The 18,502-nt window shown below is 35.9% G+C and carries 16 protein-coding genes and 2 pseudogenes; 3 read left to right on the forward strand and 15 right to left on the reverse strand.

The genetic code is table 11. From position 1 onward, the window contains the following. Positions 1-50 precede the first annotated feature (50 nt). The 10 genes and pseudogenes from H131_RS19850 to H131_RS25985 form a co-directional block, all read right to left on the reverse strand. Positions 51-626, reverse strand: coding sequence for a bifunctional adenosylcobinamide kinase/adenosylcobinamide-phosphate guanylyltransferase (locus H131_RS19850; RefSeq protein ID WP_036132102.1), 576 nt, complete (start codon positions 624-626; stop codon positions 51-53). A 13-nt stretch (positions 627-639) separates the two neighbouring features. After that, the gene (locus H131_RS19855) at positions 640-1,248 is read right to left on the reverse strand and encodes a histidine phosphatase family protein (protein ID WP_010860912.1); all 609 of its coding nucleotides are present in this window, start codon (positions 1,246-1,248) and stop codon (positions 640-642) included. 5 nt (positions 1,249-1,253) lie between these two features. Then, the gene (locus H131_RS19860; protein WP_010860913.1) at positions 1,254-2,339 is read right to left on the reverse strand and encodes a pyridoxal phosphate-dependent aminotransferase; all 1,086 of its coding nucleotides are present in this window, start codon (positions 2,337-2,339) and stop codon (positions 1,254-1,256) included. Beyond that, positions 2,326-3,282, reverse strand: a complete 957-nt coding sequence (cbiB, locus tag H131_RS19865) for an adenosylcobinamide-phosphate synthase CbiB (RefSeq protein WP_010860914.1) — start codon at positions 3,280-3,282, stop codon at positions 2,326-2,328. Before cbiB ends, H131_RS19860 begins: the two co-directional genes overlap by 14 nt. Further along, complete coding sequence (locus H131_RS19870; protein ID WP_010860915.1) at positions 3,279-3,962, reverse strand: adenosylcobinamide amidohydrolase; 684 nt, start codon at positions 3,960-3,962, stop codon at positions 3,279-3,281. The genes cbiB and H131_RS19870 overlap by 4 nt, the downstream gene beginning before the upstream one ends. A 284-nt stretch (positions 3,963-4,246) precedes the next feature. After that, positions 4,247-4,429 (reverse strand): hypothetical protein, encoded by a 183-nt coding sequence (locus H131_RS19875; protein WP_010860916.1) that lies wholly within the window; start codon positions 4,427-4,429, stop codon positions 4,247-4,249. Between the two features lie 101 nt (positions 4,430-4,530). Beyond that, positions 4,531-5,889 (reverse strand): aspartate kinase, encoded by a 1,359-nt coding sequence (locus H131_RS19880; protein ID WP_010860917.1) that lies wholly within the window; start codon positions 5,887-5,889, stop codon positions 4,531-4,533. Between the two features lie 657 nt (positions 5,890-6,546). Then, positions 6,547-7,296 carry a nuclease-related domain-containing protein gene (locus H131_RS23215; RefSeq protein WP_010860918.1) on the reverse strand — a complete coding sequence of 250 codons (750 nt, stop codon included), beginning with the start codon at positions 7,294-7,296 and terminating at the stop codon, positions 6,547-6,549. A 747-nt stretch (positions 7,297-8,043) separates the two neighbouring features. Further along, complete coding sequence (locus tag H131_RS25980) at positions 8,044-8,391, reverse strand: topoisomerase C-terminal repeat-containing protein (protein WP_329600457.1); 348 nt, start codon at positions 8,389-8,391, stop codon at positions 8,044-8,046. Continuing rightward, positions 8,374-8,724: pseudogene (locus tag H131_RS25985) on the reverse strand (DNA topoisomerase); the annotation flags it as partial. The pseudogene H131_RS25985 and the gene H131_RS25980, both read right to left, overlap by 18 nt. Positions 8,725-8,924: 200 nt before the next feature. Here H131_RS25985 and H131_RS19895 point away from each other — a divergent pair. Continuing rightward, positions 8,925-11,099: a DNA topoisomerase III gene (locus H131_RS19895; RefSeq protein WP_010860920.1), complete on the forward strand. Its 2,175-nt coding sequence runs from the start codon at positions 8,925-8,927 to the stop codon at positions 11,097-11,099. A gap of 366 nt (positions 11,100-11,465) precedes the next feature. Here the strand turns inward: H131_RS19895 and H131_RS19900 are convergent, their stop codons facing one another. The 3 genes from H131_RS19900 to H131_RS25570 all read right to left on the reverse strand — a co-directional run bounded on the left by H131_RS19900 (position 11,466) and on the right by H131_RS25570 (position 13,811). After that, on the reverse strand, positions 11,466-12,437 hold the full coding sequence (locus H131_RS19900; protein WP_010860921.1) for an anti sigma factor C-terminal domain-containing protein: 972 nt from the start codon (positions 12,435-12,437) through the stop codon (positions 11,466-11,468). Continuing rightward, positions 12,421-12,933, reverse strand: coding sequence for an RNA polymerase sigma factor (locus H131_RS19905; RefSeq protein WP_010860922.1), 513 nt, complete (start codon positions 12,931-12,933; stop codon positions 12,421-12,423). The genes H131_RS19900 and H131_RS19905 overlap by 17 nt, the downstream gene beginning before the upstream one ends. Before the next feature lie 485 nt (positions 12,934-13,418). Next, positions 13,419-13,811, reverse strand: a complete 393-nt coding sequence (locus tag H131_RS25570) for a hypothetical protein (protein ID WP_010860923.1) — start codon at positions 13,809-13,811, stop codon at positions 13,419-13,421. Positions 13,812-14,920: 1,109 nt separating this feature from the next. On the opposite strand from H131_RS25570, the pseudogene H131_RS19915 reads away from it, so the two are divergent. Then, a pseudogene (locus H131_RS19915) lies at positions 14,921-15,262 on the forward strand (hypothetical protein); the annotation flags it as partial. Positions 15,263-15,822: 560 nt separating this feature from the next. Here H131_RS19915 and H131_RS19920 read toward each other — a convergent pair. Together H131_RS19920 and H131_RS19925 are read right to left on the reverse strand one after the other, a co-directional pair. Next, complete coding sequence (locus H131_RS19920) at positions 15,823-16,980, reverse strand: acyltransferase family protein (protein ID WP_230491911.1); 1,158 nt, start codon at positions 16,978-16,980, stop codon at positions 15,823-15,825. Position 16,981: 1 nt separating this feature from the next. Further along, positions 16,982-17,650: a GDSL-type esterase/lipase family protein gene (locus H131_RS19925; protein ID WP_010860926.1), complete on the reverse strand. Its 669-nt coding sequence runs from the start codon at positions 17,648-17,650 to the stop codon at positions 16,982-16,984. Positions 17,651-17,838: 188 nt separating this feature from the next. On the opposite strand from H131_RS19925, the gene H131_RS19930 reads away from it, so the two are divergent. Beyond that, on the forward strand, positions 17,839-18,390 hold the full coding sequence (locus tag H131_RS19930) for an N-acetylmuramoyl-L-alanine amidase family protein (protein WP_010860927.1): 552 nt from the start codon (positions 17,839-17,841) through the stop codon (positions 18,388-18,390). The last annotated feature ends 112 nt before the right edge of the window (positions 18,391-18,502 follow it).

Below are 18,502 nucleotides of genomic sequence, written 5' to 3' on the forward strand. Positions count from 1 at the left end.
CTTTCTTTTTTATTCAAATAACCCCTATTTACAAGTAAAAAGCTACTTCATCATTTCCATTTTTTTACGATACCATAGTTTATTTCGTATGCCTCATTTGCGACAGAAACAAACCATTGATGTAATTCCCCTAGCATTTTTCGATACAATTCGACCTCATCACTTGTGTACGGAGGTTCATCAAATAGTTCATTTGAAACAACAAAAAGCGTTACCTGCTGCTCAAGTAACGTCAGCACTGCTTCCTTCAAGGATTGCAGCTTTTTTTCTAAGCAGCCAGGCTTTTCCACACACGATGTGCCTATGTCAAAACCCTCATAAAATGCATTTGTTAGCCATGTTGTTACACAGTCCCAAAGCACGACATCTCCATCACATAGCTCATTGAAAGCGAGCTCAATGTGATAAGGTGCTTCCAGAGTGTGCCATACAATAGCTTGCGCCTGTCGATCTGCCTGATGCCGCAAAATACGTTTGTCCATTTCGCTATCCAACGCTAGCCCAGAAGCTATATAAATGAGCCGTTTGGCGATCAACGACTCATTTTGATAGTGACGAATAGCAGCTTTTTCAGCAAAATGTGATTTACCACTACGTACTCCACCTGTTATAAACGTAAGTGACAATGGAATCGCCTCCCTATTGAAAATGTTTGGTATTGCCAATATCTTTTACCACCCATTGTTCATCAAGTCGTTCAATAATGGTCACACTTGTCCCCTCAATAATAGGTGTTGCCCAAAGCTGATGTATACTGCGCTCTAAAATTGCATTGATGATGCATTTTATGGTCACACCATGTGACACAATTAACACATTTTCGTATGGATACTTTTCCGCAATATTTTTAAGCGTATACATTGCTCGTTCCGTTACCGCGCCAAAACTTTCGGTATGGGTTGCGATGAATTGTGCAGGATAGTCAGTATACAGCTCATAGTCGAAACGATAAGTGACTAGGATATCCTCTATCGTCTTTCCTTGCCAGTTGCCTAAAAAAATCTCACGTAAATCATCCTCAAAGTAACAAGGGAGCGCTCGATCTGCTATTAAATAACTCAATGTTTCTTTAGCACGACCGCTAGAACTACTATAGGCGGCAACAAATTGAATATCTTTTAATTGTTCCCCAAGCTTTTTAGCATGTAAAATGCCCTTTTCCGACAAGGGGGAATCAAGCCATCCCTGTAATCGATGTTCTTGATTCCATTCTGTTTCACCGTGTCTAACTAGAAAAAAAGTCGTCACTTTTCTCACCCCTTATACGTTTTAAACCACGCTTGTAAACAGTTTTGCAAATAACTCATGGCCGTAATATCCTTTATCCCTATACGGAACCACTCGCCATTTAATCCCATAAAATTTTTCGTATGGCGTAGTACAACACCCTTTGTTAGACAATAGGCGAAAAATGCATCAGCTTGTTTTTTTTGTGGTAATGCAAAGCAAACATAATTCGTCACGCTCCTTGTCACCTGACAACTATTTTCTTGTAAGAAGCGCTGGAGCCACTCCCGCTGTGTTTGTGCATAAGCTATTGCCTGTTGACAGTATTCCTGTTCATCTAAACAGCCTGCACCTATCACAAGTGCAAAAGCATTGAGATTCCAATGAGAAAGCATCGCCTTTAGTTCCGAGACGACGGTGTTACTTGCTACTAAATACCCTAGTCTCAACCCTGGAATAGCGTACATTTTCGTCATGGAGCGGACAACAATGACATGGGGGTTAGTGATTACATAGTCAATCAAAGAGTGATCTTCACTTACCCAGTCTATAAATGCTTCATCTAGTACAAGCTCACAGTTCACTTGCGCCCCGTAGGTCATTAATTGCACAAGCTCCTCTTTCTTCGGTAACACGCCTGTTGGATTATTGGGCGTACAAATATAGAGAGCATCAGCGTCAATCATTTCTCGTTGCAGACGTTCCATTGGCAAAATGTAGTGAATAATATCTTCCACTAGAATTGGTACAATGACCGCGCCTGCTGCTTGCAGCGTCCGTTCGTATTCAGAAAATGTTGGATGCACGATAATCACACGCTTATTTGTATAGCGTCTTGCCAGGACACTAAATAACTCAGACGCTCCATTTCCAAGAAGCAATGAATTCTTGTCAACATCGTGGAACTTGGCTACCTTTGATAAAAAAGGCTCTCCATCCGGATTAGGATAGCGTTGAATTAACGGATAAAACGTCCGCCAGCGCGCCTCTACAAACATAGGCGGTCCAGCAGCATTGACGTTTTCACTAAAATCATATACTTCTGTGGGCATAGTCAGCCCCAATTGATGATAGACATTTTGCGGATTGGCTCCGTGATTAGGCAATTGCAAAAATCAACACCTCCATTGCTAACATGACAAGTGTAAAGAGCAATGTGGCAATACGCATATGAGTAACCGACGTTGCAATATGTTCCTTCGCTAAAGGGACTAACTTCTCACCCATCGTCGCTCGATAGGAAATAACACCTTGATATGCATTTTTCCCACCTAGCTGTACACCCAACTGAACGGCTGTAGCCGCTTCCAAATAGCCACTATTCGGACTTGGATGTTTTTTAGCATCCTGCGTCCAACGTTTTAAACGCTTTCCAAGTGATACATTTGTTTCATTTTTCGTGCCGAGCACCATCAGTAATCCTGTTAAGCGGCTTGGCACAAAATTCGCGACATCATCAAGTTTTGCTGCAAACATGCCAAAGTCTTTATACTTATCGTTTTTATAGCCAATCATGGAATCGAGCGTATTAACCGCCTTATAGCCCCATAAACCGACAGCTCCAAATAAAAAGGCATAAAATAACGGTGCCGTTACCCCATCGCTTGTATTTTCAGACACTGTTTCTACGACTCCACGTACAATTTCATCTTCGTCTAGCTGTTCTGTATCACGTCCGACAATCCATGATAGTTTAACACGTGCCTCTGCAAAATCCCCTTTCACAAGCGGTTCATAGACGGCCATCGCTGCTTCTTTCAAGCTTCGTTGTGCAAGTCCAATACCAATCAATAGACCTTCTACGATTATGCCAAACATTAAACTAACCTGATAGCTAAGGAGTAAGATTGCAGTGACAACAAACATGGTCGTGCCCACTACAGCAAGTGCCATCACCGTGCCACGCGTTTTGCGCATGTTGCCTTTATTCCATAATTCTGTTTGAGATTGAATAAGCTTGCCAATCCAGCGCACAGGATGTGGCATTTTAGGAGGATCCCCTACAGCTAAATCAAATACGAGCCCGATGATACAGGCAATGATTAAGACAATCATAGCGGATTCTCCTCTTTATCTTTTTTATATTTTTGAATGGCCTCTCGCATCGTTTCATAAACGCCATGTCCGATAACCTTACCAAGCATTGTAATTGGCCCCGCATATTGATGGTAGTCTCCCTCTTCTGTCGAAGCAATTAGCAAACTATCCGTTGAAGTACCTGTTGCCTGTGTGCCCGTTGTAGGGTCTGCAATATTTTCATCAATGAGTGCCTTCACCTTTGCTTCTGTAGTAGAAATCATTGCCTGAAACAATGCCTCGTCCGACAATTTGCCATTGATCAGCACCCATGTATTTATCGTGCCAGCGTGATACTGCTCCTGACGATGAAAAGCGCGCGTTATATCGACAGCATTGCCTAATCCTGCTGTTATCATAATAACAAGATGAATACCTTCATATAGATACTCACGTATTGTTGCATAACGTGCATATACAGCCGTCATCATAGCAACCGTGTTGTCAATAGGAAAACCTTCTGACTGTAAAAAACGCTGTAATTCCTGATGTGGTTTTCGTTCGTCATAAGTATAAGGTACTGAGCGATTCATTACATGTGTATAATAGCCGAAACCAGGATTATGCATAGCTGAAGATACAACCTTCATAGGTGATGCTGTCTGGATGGCAACATATTGATCAAATATCTGTATATCTTCCTTGTGTAGCACCGCCATCATCTTGCCTCCTATAATTTGAAACTAACTATAGATTGAAAATTCTATTTTTTGGTCAGTCTAAGTGTTTATCTAGTAGTCTCGAAGTACATAAAAAAACAAATTCTTACAAAGAAGAATTTGTACTGTTCATTCTATAATTATGAATACACTGCAAATTTGAACCTTCTGTATGTTTTCTATAGTACAGAGCAACAACTTCATAATACTCTAATAATTTCTTTTCTTTGAAATTGTATCATAATTCCGCGATTTATAACACGTCAATTTCAAGGAGTATTTCTTTATTGTTTCTGCTTTAGATTTTTAAAGCGAATGATAGAACCTGCAATAATAAACACCCAACCGATGCCAATATAGATAAATTTTGACGTTTTTGTTGATGACGGTAAAATATCCATAATTGTTAAGCATACAAATAATATCCCTATAACTGAAAATAACATGCCGATCGATAAATTTTTCAAGATAATATCCTCCTAACTATGTACGCCCTCGATTTTACCGCATTCTAGCTAAAAAGAAAACACTAATTCAAGCAGCAATCGCTTGAATTAGTGTAAGTAATTTACGCTTGCACATGGGCAAAGAATTCTCCATAGAGGGCTTGTAAAATTTGGTTTTCAAATTCTTGTAAAACGCCGAATACTAGACTTACCTCAGAGGAACCTTGGTTAATCATTTCAATGTTAGCACCTGTTTTTGAAATCGCAGTTGCTGCACGAGCCGCAAGACCTGTGTTATTACGCATCCCTTCCCCTACAATAACAATCATCGAGAAACCATGGCGCATTTGCACATCATCTGCATACAATTCGTTTTTCACACGGGCTAGAATACGCGCTTCATTTTCTACTGATAGTTGATTTGAACGCATGATAACCGAAATATCATCTAATCCAGATGGTGTGTGTTCATATGAAATATTTTCATCTTCTAGAATCTGTAGAAGTTTTCGACCAAAGCCTACTTCACGATTCATTAAATATTTAGAGACATATAAAGTTGAAAAGCCACTGTCTGCCGAGATACCTGTTACCGGACGACCTGTTGCAGGACGATTCGGTACAATACGGGTACCTGGGGCTGATGGATTATTTGTATTTTTTATGTTAACGGGCACCCCAATCTTATAAACAGGCATTAACGCTTCATCGTGGAACACTGAAAAGCCTGCATAGGATAATTCGCGCATTTCGCGATACGTAATTTCTTTAATTTCAACAGGATCATTCACGACTTTCGGATTCGCGGAGAACACACAATCCACATCCGTAAAGTTTTCATAAAGCTCGGCTTCAACAGCTGCTGCTAAAATAGAGCCTGTAATATCAGAGCCACCGCGGTCAAAAGTACGCAGTATGCCCGCTTTAGTGTAACCGAAGAAACCAGGGAACACAATAATTTCTTTAGTGTCTTTTAATGGAGCTAAATTGGCATATGCTTCCGGTAAAGCAAATGTACGTTCCGGTAAATCATTTACCACCAAACCCTCTTTTGGACTTACATAACGTGCTGGCATATCGATTGAGTTGAAATAAGCTGCGATTAACTTTGCATTATTGTCCTCTCCAGATGCTTTTAAGTTATCGATAAATAATTCTTCGTTCAACTTATCGCCCTGTACACGTTCACGCAAGTCTTCAACAATCACATCACAAATCGCATGATCTAGCTTTAAACCATCTGCAATCGTTTTATATCGATTCACGACTGTTTGTAATTTTTGTTCTATGTCATCATTATTTAATGCCGCATTCGCTAAATCGATTAGTAAATCAGTTACTTTTATATCATCATTAGAGCGTTTCCCTGGTGCTGATACGGCTACGATTTTACGTGCCGGATTAGATTTTACAATGTTTGCTACTTTTTGAATTTGTTCTGCGCTTGCTACAGATGTTCCACCAAATTTACATACGATCATATCTATCAAATCCTAACTTTTAAAATTAATTGTATTCCTCCACAAAACAATTGAATGTACACAGTGTACAAATTATCGTTCCTTACGTCAATACAATTTAAAAAATTCACGCAATTTACCAATGAAAAATGGACAATTTTCGTACTGTTTGATTTATTATACGGATTTCGTAGCAAATAGTTAAGGTTTTTGCAAAATTTTTCGTCTAGCTCACATTTTCGGGTAAAACTTTGCCTGAACTAGCTTTAACAAATCTCGATAGGTTCGATAAAATTTATACTTCACACACAAAAAAAACGAGCCTGCTAAGCCCGCTTGCTGCGCTAAATGGCCTAGCATCAACCATTTAATTGTTCCTTGCTTTCATGGTGAAATCACTTGATCTTCAATTCCTTCACTTTCAATAAAGTAAACGTTTACTTTCATTCATTATAATATGCGGAAAAAGTCGGTGTGTTTGTACTATCGGATGAATTAATTCTGTCAAATCATTCATAAGGACAAGGAGTGATACAGACAGATATCATGATTTAACACAAAGCAAAAAAACTAGGCTCACATCTGGTGGAAACCTAGCCTTGCCATTTCTCGCTATTTTAAAGACTATCTTACCGAAATCAATCTAGCCATTCACAAGCATCCTTCTTATTAAAAGCGTCATTTGCTCGCTTGTTGTTTTAATAGATGTTTTATCAACTTTTCAACTGATCTTTGCTCACTACTTGATAGTACCCGACCAGGTTTTTCTTCTATATAATAAAGCAAACGCTTACTTCCGTTGTCTTTTGCCGAAAAAATGGGCGTCGAAGTATGGTTAGCGACTTCAATTCTCGCTGTATCATTCGCAAAATAGACCGTTCCTTGTATCCATAAATCCAAACCATGTTGACACAAATAACGATGCAAGCGATATGTATGTGTGGCAACCTGCTTCACTGGGTTATACATAGTTTTTTTGTGCCCGTCACGCTTGAATTGCAGTAGTTCTCGCTCACTCGTATTCCCCTCAATTATGCCAGAATGATTTTTCACCTCTACCACAAAAATACCAGTCGGCCCAACAATAATTGTGTCTAATTGGCTTGTCCGTCCATCAACTACAAGCTGAATATCTGGAAAAACCGAAAAAGTTGCAGGAAGATTTCCCATAATTTGTAACGCTTTATCTTCTCCAGCGAGACCAGCCGTCACCTTACCAAGCTGCTTGCTTAAAGAAAATTGCCTAGCCTTAAATAGTCCCGCAATTACCATAGCAACAAGTATTAGCAACACCTGTTGCCACTGCCAAACGATAAAAAAGACCACACATATACCGACTATACATAACAGACGGTTGAAAATTTGTTTGTGCTTTAAATGCCGTATATCTCTTTCTAGTTGTCGCTCATGATGATAAATTTTAGCCATTTTTGCCCTTTCCACTCGAAACCGTCTGAACAAAGACAAACGTTAACTTACCGCTTTCTAATTTTAATTTTGTTACACTTCTTCCAGCTTTTTCAGGTAAAACGAATGTCACGCGTTTCTGTGCCTTTTAGTAATTTTTTTGCATCTGTTGCGATGAGTCTCATATAAAGAAGTGAATCCTTACTCTATGACCGCATTGCCACTTGCCTTTAATCATTCACCGTTTGAGGATAACAACACCACTGTTTTATCTAATACATAAGGCGGCATAAAAATTGCTAGAAGCCTCTTCGCAATTAAATGATAAATTTTCTGTTCAACAGGCGTAAGGTTTCAAGTTTAGGAATCATATGCGTCACCGTAATCGCATGGTGTTCCATCAATTTTTTATCATCGACGTAGTGCTTTGAGTGCATTACTTTTTGAATATGCCACGTTCTAGGCTTTCTACAAGTTGTGTATAGTTTGGAATTGATGAAAGTGCCTGCAAATGCTGATGTATACCTGCTGCAAAATTTGTCGGCAAGTGCTTTGACTCTGTCCGCGTATAGGTAATTAGCTTTTTTTCAAACTTTGTGCTATTTTTAATGTTTCAGATGATGTTAAACCGTAAAATTTATTTGCCTCTTTTTGTAGCTCTAGCAGCGAATGTAAAGGAGGCGCAAAGATTGTCTTACGTTCCGTCTCAATTGCAGAATGAATTCAATTTATAATTTTTGCGGGAAGGAATTACATTCTTTTCCGATTTTATTTATTATTGAAATCAAATTCAATTTTGCCATCAACTAAATGTAAGGCTGCTCTGAACTGTTTCCCACTCTTAGCTTTAAATCCTTTAATATCTGTAGTTTTACCGCTACTACATAAGTCTTTATTATTCTTTTCAGAGAGCTTCTTACCTAATAACCTTTCAGGGAATGTTTGTTTACAACCATTTTTATAATCTGAACAACCATAAAAATTCTTACGTAAGCTTATTTTACCTACTTTACATGCTGGGCAAGTAACAATATCTTTATTTGCTGGTTTTGTAAACTGCTCTGCTTCGATATTTAATGGACTTAACTTACAAAAGAGCTCTTTCCAGCCTTTCACAAACCCCGTTTTACCGACCGATTTAAACTCTAATTTTTTTACGTTTGTCAAAATCGTTTTTTCATCGTATTCAAAATCTTGATGAAACATCGCAAGTGTCGTATTTAAAATTTCAAAATATATATTACGTTCATCCGCAGGCATTGATTGCAACGCTTTTTCTGTCGGGACCTTTTTCGTCGGAATAATGGTATAGTGCTCTCCTACATTAGATCCGTCTACATAGCGTTTATTTTGTCCTCTTAGAACTGGTTCAAATGACTGTCCAATTAGTTGTTGATATTTTTTTAACAAATCGTTTAAATAGGTAAACTCATTATGAGTGATCAATTGACAATCGGTACGTTATCTACATAAAAATGGACTTAATTATTTTGGACCTAATTAATATGTATGAAAGCCTAGATTATTAGTCAACATAACTAGATTTTCTATTAAAAGATGGACACAATATTAATATAACCGTAATACTGAAAATTCATTTATAATTATAATACAAGAAGTTGTAATTATTATTAATAGGAGAAGAGTATATGAAAATAGTAATTGCAGAAAAACCAGACCAAGCTGCAAAATTAGCTGCCCCCTTTTCTTTTACAAAAAAATCTGGTTATTTTGAAGTTAAGCCAAACACATACTTTCCAGGTGGAGCACTTATCACATGGGCGATTGGACATCTATGTGAACTGAAAGCCCCTGAAGAATATAATCCTACATGGAAAAAATGGTCATTAGAAACATTGCCTATTATTCCAGATCGATTTGAATATAAAGTGACTAAGTCAAAGTATAAACAATTTAATGTGATTAAAAGTTTAGTAAAAAAACCAGACATTCAAGAAATCATTATTGGTGGTGATGCTGGGCGTGAAGGTGAATTGATTATCCGCACCATTATAAGAGTATGCGGTGTTAATAAACCGATGAAACGTCTATGGATATCATCTTTAACAGAAAACGCTGTAAAAAATGGGTTTGCAAATTTACTACCAGAAGAGAAAACACGCGATATTTATTTTGAAGCACTAAGTCGTTCCTGTGCAGACTGGCTAATTGGCATCAACACATCCAGATTATACACGGTACTCCTCAAACGAAATGGCGTGAAAGATGTATTTTCAATTGGTCGTGTACAAACACCTACACTTGCACTAATAGTAAAGAGAGAACATGAAATTGCGAATTTTAAATCAGAACTATTTTGGGAAGTGGAAACGGAGTTTAATTTTGATGGAAAAATGTTAAAAGCAAAATGGTATAAAGATAACATTTCAAGAGTTCAAGAGGAACGACAAGCAATTGCTATTGCTAATTTCTGTCTCAATAAAAATGTAGAAATTAATAGGATTAAAAGAGAAACAAAGGAATACTCTCCTCCATTGTTATTTAACTTATCTGCATTACAAGCTACAGCAAACAAGGCCTATAATTTCTCACCACAAAATACACTGGATATTTTGCAAAAGCTTTATTTAAAGGGCGTAGTTTCCTATCCAAGATCTGATTCACAATTTTTAACGAATGAAGAAGCAAAAACACTACCAAAGATACTAGAGCATTTAAGTAAAATTGATAAATATAAAGGACTTCTTCCGCCACCGACAAGTTCAATTATGAATAATAAAAGATATGTGAATGAAAAAAAAGTAACCGATCACCATGCAATTATTATTACAGAGCAAATACCAGGCGTAGCGACGCTAAGTACAGAAGAAGAAAAGATTTATGATTTAGTTGCAAGACAAGTCATTGCAGCACATTACAACAATGCCATATTTTCTTACACAACGATTCATTCACTTGTTGATAAACGTGCAGAATTTATCTCTAAGGGCAAAGTGCTAATGGAAGAAGGTTGGCGTAAGGTTATTTATCATTCTAAAGATAACTCACCTACAGACAAAGATGAACTGCTCCCCCCATTACATGAAAATGAGCAAGGTATCGTTGCGAAAGCTAACGTAAAAAAAGGTGAAACCCAACCACCAAATCGTTATTCTGAAGGTAATTTGATTACCGTAATGAAAACAGCTGGTAAACATTTAGAAGATGCAGAATTAGAAAAGGTCTTATCGAAAACGGAAGGATTAGGTACTGAAGCTACACGCGCTGGAATTATTGGTACATTAAAAGATCGAAACTACATCGAAGTTAAGAAAAACCAAGTCTTTGCAACGGCTAAAGGTATGTTACTAATTGAGGCACTAGGTGAAAGTATCTTAACTTCCCCTTCTATGACAGCCAAATGGGAGCAACGACTTTCTGAAATAGGTGAAGGCAACGCTTCTCCTAAAGTATTTATGGAACAAGTAAAAAAGCTTGCTGACAAATTGATTTCAGATGCTAACAAGCGTGAAAAGGAATGGGCATTTAATCAAAATGCAGTCGATAAAATCACTGCAAATAATCCGTACAATAAAAGATATAATAAAGAAAAAACAGTTGTTGGGAATTGTATCCTTTGCGAGGGGTCAATCATAGATCATGGCACTTTTTACGGATGTTCAAATTATAAAACAGCTAATTGTAAATTCTCGGTTTCAAAGAAACTTTTAAGAAAAACTATTTCACAATCGAATATGAAAAAACTTTTGGCAACTGGTGAAACAGACTTGATAAAAGGATTTAAAAAAGGAGAGAAAACTTTTAATGCCCACCTTATTTGGGATAAAAAAGAACGTAAAATTAATTTTAAATTTCCACAATAACTTACAATTCTACTTTCAACATATCGATGAAAGTCTGTAGCTTATATTAAGAATTTAATAATAGCCTTGATAAACAAGCAAAAAGAAAGAGCGTGTTTTTAAAAAATTTAATCAAAACTTGCTCTTTATATATTTTATTGAATCATTCTTCTATAAAAAAGATTGATCATTTCTATGATATTTCCTCCATTAAAGTGCCCTTTAATGGAGAAACATTCCAGAAATTATATTAAGCATGCTCTTTTAATATAGCTGTTTTCTTCCACAATCGCGCCCGATTGTGGAAGAAACATATTTTCAAGTTATTTATGATGCGGTTCACCGTCCCCCTACTCATAAGTCAGTTTCATTGGTATCCACTCTAATTTAATATTGGTCTGTTGATGCTCCTAATGTAGCACCGCGAATCATAGATTCATCACTAAACTTTATTAAATCACTTGGTTTTCCTGTAACCACTACACCAATAATTTTAAGGTTCTGAGGTTCTAGTTTCATTTTGCCCTGATTAGTTATGTTATTAATAATTTTCTCTGCATCGTCTTGATAATTACCACCATCCTCCTTTACCTTCTCTAAGATTGATATAAAGTTAGAGGCAGAATAGGCTTCTGCACTTCGGTTATACGGAAAGCCATATACTTCAAATCCATCGATCGTATCGTCAGGGAAATTCTTATCTTTGTTAAATTTATTATCATTTTCTATATCATCTTTACTAAACGTATCTACCCAATACCATGCTAATTGTTCTTTAAATACCTCATTTACTTCCTCAATGGAGTATCCATCATCAAATGAAAAAGCCATTTCTACAACTGTGTTATCATCAATCGCATTAAGTAACGTTCTATCATCAAATATTTGCTTATAATTTACTTGTGGATGAAAAAATTCAACGACTCTTTCTCCTTCATAATACAAAGGAATTCGCTCATCATCTGAGTAGCCTAAGCCAGAAGGACCATTATTTGAAATAAGTCGAGATGCTCCCAAAATAGTAAAAACTTTTTCCTGTTCCCCCCACGGAATTGGTACGCCTCCAACGACTTTTACTAATGTCATTTTTGCTGTTGCAGAAGTTAGAAAATAATTAAATATGGTACCTCGCTCTTCAATGTTGGCGCCCATAATATCGTTCCAAGTCGAATCCAAGTCTGTTTCCTTTTCCATTTTTATTTTCATCATTGTATTCCCAATAAAATAGAGTCCAAATAAAACGATGAGACTAATAACAAATGAAATGAGCACCATTTTTACAATTGAACGTTTCCTTGCTTTTTTTACTAATTTCTCAAACTCAAAATCTTTTGGAAAAAACTCATTTTCCTTGTTCATTTTCATACCTCCTATATTGTTCGATAAACTCTTTTCTTGCCCTATGGAGAGTAGTCTTAACAGATCCTTCTTTCATGCTATACAGCTCTGCTATCTCATTTATTTTTAATCCTGTACTATATTTCAGAAGAAGCAATTGCCTGTATTTCGGATTTAATTTAGTTAAGATTTCCTGTACATCTCTTTCTAGTTCACTTTGCATGACGACTTTTTCAGGTGTTTCTTCCTCAAATATTTCCTGTACGTTGAATTTCAATAATATATCTCTTCGTCTAGATTTCTTACGGGACAAATCATAATATTGATTTACTGCTACTCTAAATAGCCAACTTTGTATATTATCAATCTGGACTGAGTCTATGTATTGTAAAAACTTATACGCAGTATCTTGGATAATATCTTCTGCATCCTCCTTTGAAGCACCCATTTTTATTAGGCAAGAGTAAACAAATTTTAGTATCTCATTTAATTTTTTCCCCATCATGGAATCATTCATTTCAAACCTCCCACCTTTAAAACGTTTCAATACTAAAAAGGTTAACAAAAAAATATAAATTTAAGTTACTTATTTCTCTTTAACGTATATTTCTTTAGTTGAGAAATAAAAAAAGAACTTGGCAAGAAAGTTTTCGCTTCTCGCCAAATTCATTTAAAAATATAAATTAGAAAATATATTGATTACATTTAATCAATCTTCGACAGCCAATGGCTATTTATAGTAGATCAACCTGTTGCTTTGAAATAAAGTTTGATCAAAAAAATCTCACAAACCAGCATTTTACAATAAATATAAAGTATCCAGTTTTAAAAAAGATTGATCAAAATGGATTCTTTATCAGCAGATATTAGTTTCGTTTTTAAAAAAGTTTGATTATTTCGTAATGGTGTTGCTCACCAATCGCTCCCGATTGTTGAAGATCCTTTATGATGTCTAATTGAAGAAAAACACCCATTAAACATGATTACAATACTTCATAAACTTTATTTGTAGGGGTGGAAATCCACGAATTTTGCTTGATACATTCTGTCACGATATTCATAAATAATAATAACTTCACCAATAGAGTATGATGGAGAAACTTGTGCAGCTAACCTTGCGATTAAGTTATTGTTTTCTACTTCATACTCAATAATGCCTCCAAAAAATATATCCTTAAATACATTCTCTGGCTTGATACCTAATGTTCTTAAATCCACAATATAATGCTTGTCTCCAATACTTAATTTCACTTCAGTTGGTGTTAAACTAGTTTTCGCATTTTTCAATACTACTGCAAGGGGATTATCAACAATCACCTCGCCAAATCGATTATCACCAATTTCAAAAACATAAATTTCTTCTAATAAAACACCAGTATCATATCCTTGGTTCAAAATTATGATTAATTCTTTCCATCTCTGTTTATGTCCTCATATATAATTTTAGGGGCATAAGTAGGGTTATTAGCAACGTTTAACCAAAAAGGTCTTGAGGCAATCCTTCCCTTAAAGTCAATTTTGAAGTCATAATAAATCATCGATTTTCTTGGCATATAAAGTTATATCATCCTTACTTGACGTTGCAACTTTATCATATCCTTTAATTGTGGCCCATGCTTTATTAGGGGCAATTACAAGAAATAATGCCAGTATAAATATAACGTATCTTTTCATTAGTTCAACACCTCATTGATAGTGTTCCCTAGATGTTTTCTTATTCAACAATCTGGCTCGATTCTTGAATTGCAATAGTTAACAATTAATATTCGATGATTAATTTTATTATAGGGGGATAGTGCCAGTATGATCACCATTACGCAGAGATTCCCTAAGCTATCGCGAAAAACTAAAATGCATGAAATTAACCAAACAACCACTTAATCAATATATAGTTCTGCAATAGTAAACAAACACAATATATAGATAAAATTAGAAATATCTATTTTGAATATATGCATCAAAACAGGTACTTTGTTTTTTAATAACTTAAATATAATTTATTCGAAAACTACATTATTGCTTCATCATAAAAGCAATTATAATAGCAAAATGTTTTTTAAACAATTTAAAAAACATAACCAAAGCTTCTCATCAATTTTTTATATTGTTTCCTTTTAAATTCCATTTTATATAGTAACACCTTCTTGCACTAAACTGCCTCCTTTAGCTGCATAACAAAAAAGAAGCATTTCAGCATCTTTTAATTGAAACACCGATTAGTGGAAGAATAAAGTTTGATTTCAACTTTATATCATCTTCACTTCATCTTTACATGCTGCTTTTATATTAGTACTTGTAACACCCAATAAAACAATGAAAAGAGGTTTTAAATGTTAAATCCTAAGACAAAATTATTCACTGCACTTGGAATTTCAACAGCATTATTAGTAGGAGCTGGCAGTGCCTATGCTACTCAAAAAAAAGAAATAAATGAGTCGGTAGAAACTGTAAATTCTATTAAAGCACCAACCCCTGAAGAAATTCAAACAGTATTAGAAGGTAAACCTACACCTTCAAATATTAAAGTCGAAGGTTTATTTTCTTTAAATGGTAAACCTGATTATACTGCAGACTTTTATTTGAACGATGAAATTTTATTGTCTTTATTAAAAATAAACGCACAAGAATTAAAACAAGAATTGGCAACAGGAAAATCTGTAGTGGAGATTGCAGCTTCTAAAAACGTTACTAAACAACAAGTAATTAATGTCATTACAAAAACACAGACTGATGTACAACTTCAGGGTGAAAATAATGGCGATAGTAAACTATACGCGCAAATGTTAAAAAATATTGAACCAATAGTAATACAAGTCATCGAGCATAAAACTGAAACTCTATGGTAGAAATAAATTAACCAATCAGTAATAAAACGATGGTTCTTTCCTTTTCCTCTTATAATTTTATGATTTCTTATTGAACTAACCTGCGCGGTTCGTATTATAAGGTCAGCCAGATATTTCTGGTTGACCATTTTTTATATGGTTTTATTATAACTGAACGGTTTAGTCGACAGGGTCAAGCCCCACGAGCAGGTACGTTCTACCCTGAGCCTTCTTTCTATTTTTTCTATAGTTTATGGGTACTATAATGCTATTTTTTTCTATCCCCTCCTTTTCAAAGCTTCTTTGTACTGTTTAAAGATTAATAGAGGTAAATAAAGATTTGGTGAAGATAATATCAATAACATTTAAAGAATAATAAAATGAGGCTATCCCTTTGAAATGTGTGTATATTCTATAACCTGACATAAAAAATCCGTTAGTCCCATACCCGCGGTATCACGGCTATTAGACTAACGGATTTCAACAATAATTAGGAATTCTTTTAGCGATTAATTGATCAAAAATAAATCTGGGTGTCCATTGACATGGTTCATTTTGGACAGATGACTAGCACGTGTGTTTTATTTTTTAACAGTAGAGCATGCTGTACTTTTAGGACGGTAGATCTTCCTCCACATACTTCCTTCCGTTCCGTAACGGATTGGTTGCTCTATAAATCGCCAAGAAATCGAAGCGAGTAGAAGAATCATTACAATTTGTATGATATTATGAACTATGGCATTTCCCCCTCCTGATACAGGGAAGAACAAAACTAAGATTGGGTAATGCCATAGATAAATTCCATATGAACGAACACCAAACCAGCGCAACAGCTTGCATCCCAAAAAGCGACTGATCCAAGTGGATGGATGAACCGCTGCGGCTATTACTGAAACCGCAGCAATACACTGAAGTACCATTCCACCACGGTAAAGAAAAGCCTCATACTGATTAGTCTGCCAAACCATCCATGACAGAATGGCAAGACCAGCTGCCCCAAGTATATCCAAAAAAATACGCAATGCTCTATTATCAACAATCTTCCCCGTAAACATTTGGCTAGGTAAGCATAACGCAAGTGCCGCTCCAATTAACAGGGCAAACGCACGAGTATCTGTTCCGAAATAAACCCTGCTTGTGTCCATTAACCCTGTTTGATAAAGCAGTGCCATTCCTAGAGCGGAAGCAAATGCACCGATAAGGATGAACAAAATAAGAAGCTTACGTTTGTGAACGAAACGGAGTCCCAGTAAGACTATAAGTGGCCAAACTAGATAAAACTGCTCCTCGACAGCGAGAGACCAGTAATGTAATAGAGGGGAAGGTTGTCCAAAATTGGAAAAATAGCCGACATCGTTAAAAATGAACCACCAATTCGTCACATAAAAAAGCGAAGCTAGAAAATCGCCCCAGAGGTCGGCTAATCGTGTAAAGTTAAACAGCAATATAAATACTGCCACTACAATCAATACAAGGATCTGCCCTGGTAAAAGGCGTTTAACACGTCTGACCCAAAAATGACGCAAATTAATCTGTCCCGTATTTGTCCATTCCATAATCAATAGATCTGTAATGAGATACCCAGATAAGACAAAAAATACGCCTACACCTAAAAAACCTCCTGAAGCCCCTTCTAAATTGAGATGGTAGGCGATTACTACAAATACAGCGAGCGCTCTTATCCCATCTAATCCCGGGATATAACGATTTTTCTTCCTTTCTGGAGTCGATACTTCCATTTTATTCACCATCAGGCACCCCTTCATTGTTTTTAGAAGAGTGGATATGCTGCTTTATATGGTTCAGAAAAATAGGATAAAAATCATTCTTAAAATGGATCCCATCCTCACTATACAGATTGTCATTTTTTTCAAATATAGAGGACAAATCGATGTATTCGATATTCTTTGTTGCTGCCATCTTTTCAAGTTCCTTATTATAATCCGGGATATTTTTATAACGTGGTTCTACCTCCATTGCTTCTTTTGTCACTGGTGGAACCGATAAGACATGTATCTTCACATTTGGCAGTTTTCCATTTATTTTTTCAATTAATTTAGTGTAGTTCATTATTGATTCTCCCACAGGATTTTCTACTGGAAACAACAAGTCATCTGAACCTAGCATGATATATAAATGTTCAGGTTTTTCACTCTGAATTTTATCAACTTCTTCAAGGGCAAATAGAGCAGTGGCACCCGCATTACTAATTACATTAGAGTCCTCTAACACATCAGGTAATCCTAATAAAAGTGAATCACCCAAAAAAACACTTTTATTATAAAACAACTTATATTGATCCTTCGAATCGACAGTAGCTGTTTGTTTTTCATTCTGCTTGTTTCCACAGGCTGTCGCGAATATTACAAGGATTCCAATTAGCGCACTCAGAAATATTTTTTTTGTCATTTTAATTTACCTCCTGTTTTCTCTTACTATAGAAAGAATAATAGAGAGAGATAAAGATTAGGTGAAGATGACATCGATATCAAGTAAAGAATTTTAAATGGTGTTGTGACTAGAATGATTATGTCTATGAAAAAGCCATCCGTTCAAAACCGTAAAGGCCTATTGAATGGACAGAAGGAAAAAACATTGTGTTTGATCCTGGCCATGGCGGCGTTGATATTGGCACAACTGGCTTAACCTTTGGAACAAGAGAAAAAGAGGCGAATCTTACAGTAGCACAAAATATTAAGCAGGAACTTGAAAAAAGAACAGCCTCAACAGTCATCCTAACACATGATAAAGACATAGATTTAGGGCGTAATCAAAGAGAAGCTTTACAAAAAAGAATTCAAATTGCCGATGATGCTTCAGCTGATTTGTATATTAGTATTCATCACGACGCTTTTACCGATCCTAGTGTTAACGGAATAACTGTTCATTACAGTTCACATCAAAATAAGGTTGAAAATTTAGCTAAAATCCTGCTAGCATCTATCTTTAAGCAAAGTATTGATGCCAAAAATCGTGGTGTAAAAGACAGTGATTTTTATGTTTTAAAGAACAATTCTGCTCCTGCAGTATTACTAGAACTGGGCTTTACGTCAAATAAAGAAGATGAAATCCGAATGGTTTCTAAAGATTTTCAAAGCAAAACTGCTATATCTATCGTAGATGGGATTATTGAATTCTTTGCAAAATAAAATCATTATGAAATTATGTAGTTCCACAAAAAACAGCTCATACGAATGGTTTATAAAACCGTTTGTATGAGCTGTTTTTCACTCTTTTATTGGTAAATAAAAATAAAACTGT

The organism is Lysinibacillus sphaericus OT4b.31 (assembly GCF_000392615.1).
Classification (GTDB): domain Bacteria; phylum Bacillota; class Bacilli; order Bacillales_A; family Planococcaceae; genus Lysinibacillus; species Lysinibacillus sphaericus_B.